The 12,060-nt window shown below is 62.0% G+C and carries 11 protein-coding genes; 8 read left to right on the top strand and 3 right to left on the bottom strand.

All coding sequences use genetic code 11. The features are described 5' to 3' along the window. Positions 1-7: 7 nt before the first annotated feature. The 3 genes from mycP to AB0O58_RS12020 form a co-directional block, all read right to left on the bottom strand. On the bottom strand, positions 8-1,318 hold the full coding sequence (gene mycP / locus AB0O58_RS12030) for a type VII secretion-associated serine protease mycosin (protein ID WP_230591649.1): 1,311 nt from the start codon (positions 1,316-1,318) through the stop codon (positions 8-10). Positions 1,319-1,386: 68 nt separating this feature from the next. Next, entirely contained in the window at positions 1,387-2,943 is a 1,557-nt protein-coding gene (gene eccD, locus AB0O58_RS12025; RefSeq protein WP_366238227.1) for a type VII secretion integral membrane protein EccD, read from the bottom strand. Positions 2,944-3,070: 127 nt separating this feature from the next. Continuing rightward, positions 3,071-4,060, bottom strand: coding sequence for an LLM class flavin-dependent oxidoreductase (locus tag AB0O58_RS12020; protein WP_027496339.1), 990 nt, complete (start codon positions 4,058-4,060; stop codon positions 3,071-3,073). Positions 4,061-4,270: 210 nt separating this feature from the next. Here AB0O58_RS12020 and eccCa point away from each other — a divergent pair, with 210 nt between their 5' ends. The 8 genes from eccCa (at position 4,271) to AB0O58_RS11980 (ending at position 11,975) form a co-directional block, all read left to right on the top strand. Further along, positions 4,271-5,863 carry a type VII secretion protein EccCa gene (eccCa, locus tag AB0O58_RS12015; RefSeq protein ID WP_366238226.1) on the top strand — a complete coding sequence of 531 codons (1,593 nt, stop codon included), beginning with the start codon at positions 4,271-4,273 and terminating at the stop codon, positions 5,861-5,863. 17 nt (positions 5,864-5,880) lie between these two features. Beyond that, the gene (locus tag AB0O58_RS12010; RefSeq protein ID WP_366238225.1) at positions 5,881-7,239 is read left to right on the top strand and encodes a recombinase family protein; all 1,359 of its coding nucleotides are present in this window, start codon (positions 5,881-5,883) and stop codon (positions 7,237-7,239) included. Positions 7,240-8,664: 1,425 nt separating this feature from the next. After that, on the top strand, positions 8,665-9,174 hold the full coding sequence (locus AB0O58_RS12005; RefSeq protein WP_366238224.1) for a hypothetical protein: 510 nt from the start codon (positions 8,665-8,667) through the stop codon (positions 9,172-9,174). A gap of 842 nt (positions 9,175-10,016) precedes the next feature. After that, positions 10,017-10,247, top strand: coding sequence for a MerR family transcriptional regulator (locus AB0O58_RS12000; protein ID WP_366238223.1), 231 nt, complete (start codon positions 10,017-10,019; stop codon positions 10,245-10,247). Further along, positions 10,244-10,423, top strand: a complete 180-nt coding sequence (locus tag AB0O58_RS11995) for a hypothetical protein (protein ID WP_366238222.1) — start codon at positions 10,244-10,246, stop codon at positions 10,421-10,423. Before AB0O58_RS12000 ends, AB0O58_RS11995 begins: the two co-directional genes overlap by 4 nt. A gap of 359 nt (positions 10,424-10,782) precedes the next feature. After that, positions 10,783-11,103, top strand: a complete 321-nt coding sequence (locus tag AB0O58_RS11990) for a hypothetical protein (protein WP_287454260.1) — start codon at positions 10,783-10,785, stop codon at positions 11,101-11,103. A gap of 36 nt (positions 11,104-11,139) precedes the next feature. Beyond that, complete coding sequence (locus AB0O58_RS11985) at positions 11,140-11,655, top strand: hypothetical protein (protein WP_287454259.1); 516 nt, start codon at positions 11,140-11,142, stop codon at positions 11,653-11,655. Continuing rightward, a complete protein-coding gene (locus tag AB0O58_RS11980; protein ID WP_287454257.1) occupies positions 11,652-11,975 on the top strand; it encodes a hypothetical protein in 324 nt (107 codons plus the stop codon). Before AB0O58_RS11985 ends, AB0O58_RS11980 begins: the two co-directional genes overlap by 4 nt. The last annotated feature ends 85 nt before the right edge of the window (positions 11,976-12,060 follow it).

Here is a 12,060-nt window from a genome sequence, read left to right as displayed (position 1 = left end):
GGGCCGATCACAGCCGTCGGCGCAGGGGAATGGAGACTGCCGTTCCGAGACCCAGAATCACCGCGACCACCACCGACCCGGTCACCGCCGCATCGCGTGGCCGATGATCGGCGGCGGGCGGTGGGAGCGGCGCACCGATCGCGACCGCATCTGCGGGGACGGTTCGCTGCGTCGGTGTCACGACGTCGGTCACCGCAGCGAGTGGATCGACGACTCCGTGGCCGACCGACGGATTCCATCCGTCGGCCGCCGCATGAGCTGTTCGCTCGATGCGGTCGATCACTTGGAGAGCGGACAGATCGGGCCTGTACGCCCGCACCAGTGCCGCTGTCGCAGCGACGAGCGGTGCGGCGAAACTGGTTCCGGTCATCGGTACTACGCCGTCGGTGCCCCGAATGCCGTTGGCCAGGCCGTTGCCCGCCGGCGACAGCGACGTCATGTTGGAGCCCGGAGCAGCCACGTCCACCCATGGTCCGGCCAGGCTGAACGACGACGGCGAACCGTCCGACTCGACCGAACCGACGGTCAACACGTCGTCGAACCAGGCAGGTGTCGCGATGGTCGCAAACCCTTCCCACGGGTCCGCCTCGGGCCGGACCGGGTCGGGCATGGGGTTCTGTGCCCTGCACGCGTCGCTCCCGAAGTTGCCCGCCGCGGCGACGACGACGACGTTTCTCTCGCGAACGGCGTACTGCACTGCTGCGCCGAGTGGGCCGTCGGCGACGCCTGCGCCGGCCGGTACGCACGCCACTTCGGAGATGTTGATGACCGATGCGCCTGCGTCGGCCGCCGTCCGGATTGCCATGGCCATCGTCCGTACGTTTCCGTACCCGGCAGCGTTCTCGGGTTCGGTCGACTTCTCCTGGTCGGTCCTGTTGTCCACGACTTGAAACACGTTGCTGGACTGACGGATCGACAGGATGCGGGCGTCCGGAGCGCCGCCGGCGAAACCGCTGCCCGAGGCCGTCTGCGCGGCGATGAGACCGGCCACCATCGTGCCGTGCGCGTCACAGTCGAACAATCCGTCGGCGGTGCCGACGTAGTCGCCCCCAGGAATCAGACCCGGCAGACGTGGGTGAGGCGTGACGCCCGTATCGATGACGGCAATCAGTTGACCGGCTCCGCGAGTGATCGGCCACACGGACGCGAAGTCGAGTGCTTGCTGCGCCGTCGGAATTTCCTGGGCGTCGATCGTTTCGGAGGGGACGGCGCACGCGTTCTTCTGCTCGGTCGGTTCCAAAGGCGCGGGAGGGCTGGGCGGTGGCAGTTGCACCGGATCGATGAGCGGGCGTTCGGCGTGCGCGAAGGACGGTCCCATCAGTGCTTCGTAAGTGAGGGTCAGGACAGTGAGCGCGGCAACGGTGTGCGCACGACGCCGGCGCGCGGTCACAGTCCGCGGACGACGCTGTACAGACCGCACACCCATACTGCGATCGGAATGACGAGGGCGATCGCGGCGTATTCCACCAGTTCGGCCGATCGCCGCATCACCGGCGAATAGTTGCGGGTCGGAACCAGGGCTCCGAACACGGATGCGACGACGGCGGCGGCCAACGCCGCGCCGAACAACTCGAGTGCACGGTCCGGAAATGTGATCACTGCCCCGACCGAGAGCGAGAACAGGACGACCGCACCACCACCGACGAGTGGGACGGCATGTGTCACAACGGCATACGTGCGTCCACGCAGAAGTAGCACCAGCGCGCACAGTGCGGCGAGGGCGATGCCGGGCCACCCGGAACCGGTCGCGGTGTCGCTCGCCGCCGCAGCGAGTACTCCCATCACCACCACGATCGTGAACGCCGTGAGCAATCCCGTCAGGTAGCTCCGTGCGCGCGTGGCTGCCACCTGCAGATCTGCGAACGACATCGAATCGAGCTCCGCCTCCTGGGGGGTGTCCAGTGGGGCACCGGCGGTGGGAACCGGAGGCAACGGAAGCCGCGCCTGCATCATCGACAGTCGGGCCGACACGGCGATTCCGGTCAGACCTACCAGTGCTGCGACGGTACCGATGGCCGCCGGCGTCATCACGGTGAACAACGCGCAGACCGCCGCGGCGAACGCCGACACTGCCAGCACGATCGACCCGGTGAACACGGCGAGCCCGGCACCGCCGATTCGCAGAGACAACAGCGCGATCGAGCCTGCCATGGCCGAACCCAACATCACGTGAGCTGCCCCGAACTGGCCGGGCACGAACAGAGTTCCACCGGTGAACATCAGCGCCGACGCGCATCCCCCGAAAAGCACCGCGACGGCCACCTGCTCGTACAGCCGGCCGAGGATCATCCCCGCAACGGCGAACAGGACCGCGGCCGTGACCGCGGCGACTGCCTCGACCGGGCTGCTCGTGTTCTCGGCACCGGATCGAACCGGGTCACTCAGAACGATTCCGCAGGCGAGCAGCACCGTCGAGCCCGTGATGATCGAACCGACCGTGCGTGCAGTACGCGCGGTCCACTGAGCAACGTCGTCGGTGCCGGAACGGGCCACGGCATCCATGAGATCGTCGAACAACGGAGTCGGTGTCGGACGCTCGGCGATACCCAACACGAGCAGGTCGCCGTCACGTACGCCCAGTTCCGACAGTGTGGACGTCGACGGTAGCGGCGGGCGTCCGATACGGGACAGCGTCCAGGCCCCCGACAACCCGTCGGATCCGGAGTCCGCGGTCCGGCTCCCGACCGGACCCGGTCCTTCCGCAGGCTCCGCTCGTGACGCGATCATGTCGACGATCCCCGGAATCAACAGCGACACCGGAACGTCCACGGGCAGTGCCATATCAACCTGGGTCGACCTCGCCGACACCGTCACCCGGCACACGTCCTGGGCGAAGACGGCACGCAGCCCCTGCGCACGTCGGGCCGGGTCCGATGCGATGGTCGGTTCGGCTGCGTCGGACGGTGTGTTCGTCGTTGCGGGACGGCTGTCGGCGCGTGTCATGGATATCCCCCCGGATGCGTGCAGTGCACTGTCGATGCCCGCCCCCCGGGCATCGTGCGTCCACACCCTACGACATCACGCCGACACTCGACCGCTCGTCGCCTCCGCCGAGACCTGCTCGCAGCAGTCAGGCAGGAACCAGCTCGCTCACCTGGGCCAGCAGCTCGAACGACCTGAGCCAGGATCGACGATCGGAGACGCCCGAGGCGACGATCAACTCGTCTGCTCCCGTGCGTTCGGCGAATCGGTCGAGGTACTCCCTGACCATGTCGGGCGTCCCGACGGCCGAGTACTTCGTCATCTTCGAGATCTGTTGCCCCGCGGGTGCTTCCAGCACCATGTCGGCTTCCTCGTCGGTGAAGGTGCGACCCCGTCCGAGCAGCAGGCTAACGCGGCTTCTCTTGGTTCGGAGGAACTGGGCCTGAGCCTCGGCGACGGTGTCCGCAGCGATCACGTTGACGCCCACGATGAGGTGAGGTTCGGACAGCTGCGCCGACGGACGGAAGTCGCGGCGATAGATCTCCACGGCCTGTTCGAGTGCGTCGGGTGCGAAATGCGACGCGAATGCGTACGGCAGGCCGAGGGCTGCCGCGAGCTGTGCGCCGAAGAGAGACGATCCGAGGATGTACAGCGGCACCTCGGTGCCGGCACCCGGCGTGGCACTGACCCCGGGGACGAGGGACTGCTGGGACAGGTACCCCTGCAGCTCCTGGACGTCCTGGGGGAATCGGTCCGAGGACGCGGGGTCGCGGCGCATGGCGCGCATGGTCACCTGGTCGCTGCCGGGGGCGCGGCCCAGTCCGAGATCGATCCTGTCCGGGAACAACGTGGCCAACGTGCCGAATTGCTCGGCGATGGTGAGCGGCGCGTGGTTGGGAAGCATGATCCCGCCGGAGCCGAGTCGAATTCGCTTCGTGTGTGCGGCCACGTGCCCGATCAACACCGACGTCGCCGACGATGCGATCGTCTTCATGTTGTGATGTTCGGCGTACCAGATGCGCTGGTAACCCCAGTTCTCGGCGTGCTGGGCGAGCGTCACGCTGGCGTCGAAACTGTCTCGGATTGTTTCGCCCTCGCCCACGTGTGCGAGATCGAGGATGGACAGGGGTACGGACACGGAAGCCGACCTTTCGTTCGTCGAACATGTGCGGCCTCGGAGCCGCATTCTTCGTTCAACCGAATGCGGTGCCGTTCTATTTCTGTATCCCGATGCTTCGACGCAACGGTGGACCCTCCGGTTGTGCATGCGTTAGCCTGTCGTCCACGCGGCCTCGGGGGGAGGTCGCCGCGAATGCAGTTGTGGGGGCGCGGCCGTGGGGGCTGATCGATGAGTACCGTGCGCTTCGTTCGCAGCGCGCGCCGGGAAGTACCTCGGTCACCGGGCGGCGAGGTCGTACTTCAACCGCCGCCTCCCGTGCCGCGCGCGGTACCCGGCAATCTCCTGATGAAGCTGATGCCGCTGGTGATGGTCGCCGCCATGGTCGGAATGGTTGCGCTCATGTTCACTTCCGGTGCGGCAGCGAACCCGATGATGTTGATGTTCCCAGCCATGATGCTGATGTCGATGGTGGGCATGTTGGCAGGCGGGGGCAAGTCCGGGGGAGCACGTACCGCCGAGGCGAACGAGGACCGTAAGGACTATCTGCGGTATCTCGACCAGCTTCGACGAGACGTCGCCGACACCGAGCGAGATCAGCGCAGGGCACTCGAGTGGAGCCACCCGGATCCGGGCACTCTGTGGTCGACGGCCGGAACGCACCGTATGTGGGAACGTCGGCCTCAGGACGCCGACTTCGCCCACGTGCGGGTCGGGCTCGGCGATCAGCGTTTGGCGACCCGACTCGTGCCTCCCGAGACCGGACCTGTGGAAGAGCTGGAACCGGTGTCCGCGGTGTCGCTGCGCCGATTCGTGCGAGCACACTCGGTGGTGGCCGAGTTGCCGATTGCCGTGTCGCTGAGGGGATTCGCCGCTCTGTCGATAGCCGGGGATCGCGATGCCGCTCGTGCGATGGTGCGCTCGATGGTCGCCTATCTCTGTACCTTTCACGGACCGGACCACCTCGCGGTTGCCGTCGTCTGCGGCCCCGACACCGTGGAGCAGTGGGAATGGACCAAGTGGCTGCCGCACACACAACACGACGTGTTGCGAGACGGTGCCGGTTCTGCGCGAATGATCTTCGGCAGTGTCCTCGAGCTCGAGAGCGCGCTGGGGGACGTCCTGTCGATGCGGAATCGCTTCGCACGTGGGGCGGTGAACAGTGGGGTCACGCAGTTGGTGATCGTGGTGGACGGCGGACTGGTCGCCAACCGTTCGACCGACCTCACCGACACCGGCCTCGATTCCGTCACCATCGTCGACCTGTCCGGGTTGTGTACGCGACTGGCGGCAAGTCGCGGGCTCCAGCTGGTGGTCGAGAACGGCTCGATCGGTGCGGTCAGCGGCACGGCAGTCGAGGTCTTCGCTGTGGCGGACGCGATGAGTACCACCGAGGCACACGCCGTTGCTCGACGCCTTTCTCCGTATCGCGCGCCGTCGTCGCCCTCCGCTGTCGATACCGTCACCGACGACGGGGCCGCAGTGTCGGGATGGAACAGCCTCGTCGGAATCGCCGACGTCGGTGCGCTCGATACGGATCGAGCGTGGACAGTGCGTCGCGGTCGAGACCGGTTGCGGGTACCCATCGGCGTCGCACCCGACGGCAGCGCGGTCGAGATCGATTTGAAGGAGTCTGCCGAGAACGGCATGGGTCCACACGGATTGTGCATCGGCGCAACGGGTTCGGGTAAGTCGGAGTTTCTGCGTACGCTCGTTCTCGGGTTGGTGTCCACCCACGCCCCGCAGCAGTTGAACCTGGTACTGGTCGACTTCAAGGGCGGGGCGACCTTCGCGGGAATGGACTGTCAAGTACCACACATCTGAACGGGTAGGATTTGTTGATGCGCGCCGCGATCTACACCAGGATTTCTTCGGACCCGTCGGGTGAGGGGCTGGGTGTAGCGCGCCAGCTTGAAGACTGCGAGCAGCTTGCAGACCGGTTGCAATGGGAGATCGTTAAGCGGTACTCGGACAACGACGTTAGTGCGTTCTCAGGCCGCGTCAGGCCCCAGTATGAGGCCATGCTGAAAGACATCGCTGGCGGTCAGGTTGACGCTGTGATTGCTTGGCATACGGACAGGTTGCATAGGTCGCCTGTCGAGTTGGAAAAGTTCATTCCGATCATTGAGACACACGGTGTTGAGATTCGTACGGTGTCGGGCGGGATGCTTGATCTGTCTACGTCTGCGGGCCGGATGGTTGCGCGGATTGTTGGCAGTGTGGCGCGGCAGGAGTCTGAACACACCAGTGAGCGGCGGAGGCGGTCGAACGATCAGAAGGCCGCGTTGGGGGTTTGGCAGACGGCGCGTAGACCGTTTGGCTATTCGCCGGATGGTGAGCCGCTGGAGCCTGAGGCGTCTGCGGTCAGGAGTGCTGTCGCCGATGTGCTTGCCGGGAAGAGTCTTCGGCAGGTGGCCCGTGAGTGGAATGCGCAAGGGTTGCGAACTTCGCGTGATGGGAAAGAGTGGGTGTCGACCAGCGTCCGTCGGGTGCTGAAGAATCCCCGGTATGCGGCGCTGAGGGTGCATCGCGGTGCGGTTGTTGGGGCGGGGGAATGGACACCTCTGATCGATGTCGATGCTCACCGCGGGATACTCGCGTACCTTTCTGATCCTGGTCGTGCGGGCAAGGTGTCGTTTGAACGCAAGTGGCAGGGGAGTGGCGTCTATACGTGCGGGGTTTGCGGGGGTCGCCTCGTAGTTCACGTGGACGCAAAACAGCGGCGCGCGTACAAGTGCAGCTCGAATCACGTGCGTCGGCAGGGTGAGGCGCTTGATGCCTATGTGGATGGTCTGGTGATCGGTCGACTGAGCCGGCCGGATGCGAAGTTGATGATTGAGACGCCGGAGTTCGATTCCGTCAGTGTGCAGGTTGAACGGGATACGTTGCGGGCGCGCGCCGATCAGTTGGCGCTGATGTTCGCTCGCGGCACTCTCGATGCCGCTCAATTCGAGGTGGCTAACGCTGAGGTACGTCTTCTGTCTGAGGCGGCGGATGCGAAGCTCGCCGCAGCCAGGATGGGGAGTCCGTTGGCGGACCTCATATTGTCGGAGACCGATGTTGAGGAACGTTGGTCGGAGTTGTCGGCGGATCTCCGCGGCAAGGTCATTGATGCGCTGATGGTGGTGACCGTCGAGCTGTCGCCGAAGGGTCTGCGGAAGTTCGATCCTGAGTATGTGCGGATCGATTGGCGCAGTTAGGCATTCGACTTCTGGGATGTGCGAATAGTTCAGACTTAAGCCACGCGTGCCCGTCTCGTTGAATCGCAGGAATGCGCCCGATGGTACTTCGCTCCCATATGGTTATCGAACACCCCAGCGTCAACCATCCCTAGATGTCGTGTTCTAGGCAGATGGGGGACACTAGGTGTAGTATCGAACACACGTTCTAAAAGCTCTGTGACTGGGTCTGCAATCAGACTGACCCGCGCCAGCTTGCCGGACACCCGTTTGAAGCCCCCAGCTCGATGCTGCGGGGCTCTTCGCGTTCCCTAGCAAGAAGGCCCCTGCCATGTCCACAGCTATCTCTCGCGGTGATTCAGCGCTCGCTGAGCGCATCCGTTTCTTGGTTGATTCTGCGCCACCTCTGACGCCCGAAACTTTGGAACGCGTCACCGCGCTATTCCGCGCCGGCAGCAAATAGCGTCGGCGTTCTTTTTCCCTGCTCTTTTGAAGGTAAGGCCATGCCTACTGACTTCACAATCAAACGGACACGCCTGGACCGTGCAAACGGCAAGCGTCCAACTTCCACGAGATTCATCGTGACCCGCAAAAGCCAAGATGGCGGACGCGAATCTTTCTGGCAGCTTTCACCGACCGCGATGAGACTACTTGCCGATCGATTGCAAGACGCCTTAGACGATTACGAGGAGCAGGAGCGACATGCCGGAACCTAAAACCTACCTCGCCAGCTTCTGGTCCGATAAGTACGGCAAACGCCTTCACAAGGTCGGCATCAACGGCACCAGCAAAGCGCTCATTCTCGATGACGCTGACCTCGCGCATGTTGTTTCTCTAGCTTCAGGAGCTATCGGTGGAAGACCTAGTACAGGCGGATGAAGATTGGCCGGAGCCTCGGTCAAACTCGACTCGCATGCCCGGAGGCTGGAACATTATGGAGCGGAAACTTTTCGAGCGTTTGGGTACCGGATCGGTGCCTGCGTGGCAGAAAGCAGCACTTCATTGCTGGGCGCATATTGATCGTCGCGGCCACTGCCCGATGCCGAAGGGCAAACTGACCGAACTGCTCGGTAAGCACTCTGATGTGGATACCCGGAAGGTAGTTCGGCAGGCAGTGCAGAACGGCTGGTTGGCTCACGGGTCCAATGATCGTTGTCTCATTGCGCCGTATGGGGTGGAGTTCAAAGCAGGAAACTACAAACTGCGTTCCACGTGCGAGTTTCACTGACTAAGAGTATTGAGAGGAACTTTGACTTTACGCAGGTCAAAGCCCAAAAACCGGGAATTAATTGTTCCCGAAGTGGGAGAAAAATGTTCCCGCGCAACCCTTGGTGACGTTGGTCGCGACAAACACTCTCTGGCTGTGTTTGCTCCGATAGCGATTGCTGCCCTCTTGTGGACACTCTCCGCAGACTTTATGGCATCCCCTATACCTGAGGTACCTAAATGGTTGAAATTGCTTACAGCGTCAATGCTAGTCCTAAGCCGCCCATGCAGTTCTCTCTTCAAGTCATGGTTAAGACCATCCCCGAGGCGATTGCCTATCTGCGCGGTGGACTTTACCGGCTACCCAAAGCCGTTCCAGAGGGGGCGTCGGAAACAAAGAATGCCAATGGACCCGGACCCCAAGCCCCGGCCGATCTCAACGTCATCGATGCCGCGGACAAACAGTTGGAGATATTGGCCTACTGGGCGGAAGTTTGTGGAGTCGACATGACAGATATCGGCCGAACCTGGCGTTACCACCCCAGCCATCCCGAGCTTGCCGGATACATCCGAGGTATCGCCAACGACGACCCGAGACCAGCAGACCGCCTATCCGTCCGCCTGCTGATGGCCATGCGTTCACGCGACTGGGTCGAACCTGCCGGGATGCACGCAAGTTTGCACGGTCTCCTAGCCACTCACTCGAAGACGTGGCCGGCTGTCCACGACCTATTGCTGGGGGCTCGATGAGAACACCACCAACCATCGACGGCGGCGTGGCCGCGCAAGAGTTCCCGAAACACTGGCTACCAAAAGCAGAAGCGCTTCGACTCATTGACCGATGCGACCGCACTCTGAGGAGCTGGACGAGGACCGGATTAGTCCATCGCCGCACACGTGCAGGCATTCACGTATGGGAAGCATCCGAACTACTCCGCGCCAAAGAGACCAAACGGCAGAACTACCTCAACAAGCCGAGAGGCGCAGGGCTGGGACGCGGCAACCGGCACCCCGCAACAAACGCAGTCCGACAAATGATTGCCGAGGGTTACCGCAACGTCGACATCATCCGAGCAGTCGGTTGCGGAAACCACATCGTCGGCAAAATACGCAAAGAGATGAGCGACGCAATGCGGAAACCCCCGATAGTTTCAGCTTCAGATGACCCCGCACCCTACTTCCCTGAACGTTGGATTACGTTGCACGAAGCTGTACGAATATCAGGGCGAAGTTCGAGCACTATCTACAGGTGGCACCGCAAGAAGCTGGTACGGCGTAAACGGCGGGACGGAAAGTCAGTCTATGAAGCCAGTGAATTATTGCTCGCGCTGACAACAAGTTCGGATCGCCTAAAAGCCGTTCAATTTCAGATCGGACGAGTCGGTCCAGCAGGCCCTGGCCGCGGGCACAAAGGCCCAAGAAATAAACCGGTGCGACACTCTGAATAGGTAGAATTAAGGTGGGCGTGAGCGCGAAAGTGATCGCCTTTACGCTGCTCCGCCGCTAACTCAGGCCCCGTTAATTCGGGGCATCTCTTTTTTACCATCCGACCGTTGCCGAGATGGCAACACCCCTCAGGAGGTGACTAGGCAATGCCTGAACTAATCCGATGGTTAACCGAACCGCAAGCCGCAACCTACATTGAGCGAAGCCCGCGCACTCTGCGTATGTGGCGTCAACACAATGAAGTGGTGGCATATCGACAATCTCGTTCAAGAGTCCTGTATGAAGTCGAGAGTTTGAACCGTTGTGCAGCCATTCAGAAGGCTCGACGTGAACAGTATTCGGGATTTCCAGTAGGCAAGCAGGAAGTAATGGCGTGAGTGCTCCGAGGATTAGTGAGACCGACCGGATTATTGGGGCGCGTGCTGTGAATGCGCGCCGCAATTCCGATGATGTTGCGTTCGATTTGGCTTTCGATGATGCTGTGCACCGCTACGGCGGGCTGGAGCGACTGGTGTGGGTGTTGGCTGATGAGCTGGCGAAGGTGCCGGCGTGAGGGACTGTCCCCGCCTGTACGGCGGCAAAGGTCGGTACACGCAGTGGGCGCAGCAGCCCCAGGAAGCGCTTGCAGGTGTTCCGGTACCCGAAGTTGCAGAGGGTCGCGAAAGTCCCGTAGAAGCTGACGGTGAGGGCAGCAATGATGCCTGAGGCGAAGAAACCTCCCTCGTGGAAGATCCGGGAAGTCAATAACCCTGATCTCAAACCTAGGTGGACGATCTCCCGTTTGAAGCGCGACGGAACATATTTCAATTGGACCATAAACGAGGCCCAGCTTTTCGCGTTAGCGGATGCAACACAGGACGCGATCGAAAAGCACGAGGGTTATCTAATCCGAGAATCAGTGAAGGTTGATGAATGAGCGATAAGAAGTACTACCAAGTGAAGTCCGCCGTGGCAATCTTCAGACGTCAGACGGAGTCCGAACGGACGGGAATCCGGAAAGCTGCGAATGCACCTGTTGAACGCATTGATGCCGGCTACTTTCACTACGGTGCGGCTGTCCCTGACTGGGCTACAGAAGAGCAGATTGCACACAACCTCGAATGCAATCTCATCAAAGAGGTCACCGAAGAACAGTGGCGTGCACTCCCAGCGGACACCAGTAACCAGCCTTTCGTGCGCTCACCCGAGGACGAACGCGAGCATCAGGCGCAAATCGTTCGCAGCTACAACTAGACCCGAAGTCACACACTTAATCAGATTGGAAACTACATGCCTAACACCGAAAACTTGCGAAGCCTGTTCTCCGGCAATGTCTACGCGGAGGTAGACCCCTGGAGTGAAAACGGAGTTGCTGCCGAGTATCGAGCCGCCTGGCCGGCCGAGTTCGCGATCGCATCGCGGGTTCACGCCCAGGATGACCCTCAGTTGCCGCGCATGTTCGCAGGCGGCAAGCAAAACCTTCCGACCTCTCTAGCATCGGGCATCGACCCAAAGATGCTCGCGCAGGTGCCGTATCGAGTGCGGCATGCAATCGCTGCCGAGCCCAGCCAGTCAAAGGCGTACGCGATGTTGGAGCAGTATGCCGATGATCCTTTTGCGGAGATCGACCATAAGGGTTTGCGAGACGCTGTTGCTCGGATCAGCGAGTGGTCCAACGTCCCGGCTGACCAGCTAACCGAAGGTGAGCAGGCTGCGCTTTACGAACGCGTGATGGCTCCTGTTCGCGATCAGGTTGAGCGCAGGATGACTTACGCCGCGGCGCAAGCTCAGTACACGTCGCGATGAGCGGTGGCAGCCAGTATCTGACATTCGATGCCCAAGGTATCCCTGATGCGGTGGTCGATGCGGGCGAGATTCGCTTGGCCGTAGACCTGCTCTACGCGAAGCTGCTGTCGATGCCGACTGAGGACGGCGAAACTATCGCCACCACGGTTGCTGATGCAGTGGCGAAGGCTGGCCCCGCGGGTGGACTCGTCGCAGTCAACGTTGTGATCAAGCTGTTGAAGTGCGGTGTGGTACCGCTTGCCGCTGAGCTTGGTCGGCAGGGAATGACGCCGACGCAGGTTCTCGCACTGATTCAGGGCGAAGTAGTAGCAAACAACTAAACGCAGCATCTAGAGCCCCGCAAGCGAATTTTGCTTGCGGGGCTTTTTGCTGCCTAGACACATTCCCGCGAGGGGTTTTATTGAA

The sequence above is a fragment of the Rhodococcus sp. NPDC080181 genome (assembly GCF_040702225.1).
GTDB lineage: Bacteria > Actinomycetota > Actinomycetes > Mycobacteriales > Mycobacteriaceae > Rhodococcoides > Rhodococcoides fascians.
This window is presented reverse-complemented; position numbering and strand designations above follow the sequence as displayed.

What these genes read in the sequence shown, in the direction of transcription:
- mycP (WP_230591649.1), bottom strand. Translation starts at nt 1,318, where the DNA reads ATGGGACCGTCCTTCGCGCACGCCGAACGCCCGCTCATCGATCCGGTG.
- eccD (WP_366238227.1), bottom strand. Translation starts at nt 2,943, where the DNA reads ATGACACGCGCCGACAGCCGTCCCGCAACGACGAACACACCGTCCGAC.
- eccCa (WP_366238226.1), top strand. Translation starts at nt 4,271, where the DNA reads ATGAGTACCGTGCGCTTCGTTCGCAGCGCGCGCCGGGAAGTACCTCGG.
- AB0O58_RS12010 (WP_366238225.1), top strand. Translation starts at nt 5,881, where the DNA reads ATGCGCGCCGCGATCTACACCAGGATTTCTTCGGACCCGTCGGGTGAG.
- AB0O58_RS12005 (WP_366238224.1), top strand. Translation starts at nt 8,665, where the DNA reads ATGGTTGAAATTGCTTACAGCGTCAATGCTAGTCCTAAGCCGCCCATG.
- AB0O58_RS12000 (WP_366238223.1), top strand. Translation starts at nt 10,017, where the DNA reads ATGCCTGAACTAATCCGATGGTTAACCGAACCGCAAGCCGCAACCTAC.
- AB0O58_RS11990 (WP_287454260.1), top strand. Translation starts at nt 10,783, where the DNA reads ATGAGCGATAAGAAGTACTACCAAGTGAAGTCCGCCGTGGCAATCTTC.
- AB0O58_RS11985 (WP_287454259.1), top strand. Translation starts at nt 11,140, where the DNA reads ATGCCTAACACCGAAAACTTGCGAAGCCTGTTCTCCGGCAATGTCTAC.
- AB0O58_RS11980 (WP_287454257.1), top strand. Translation starts at nt 11,652, where the DNA reads ATGAGCGGTGGCAGCCAGTATCTGACATTCGATGCCCAAGGTATCCCT.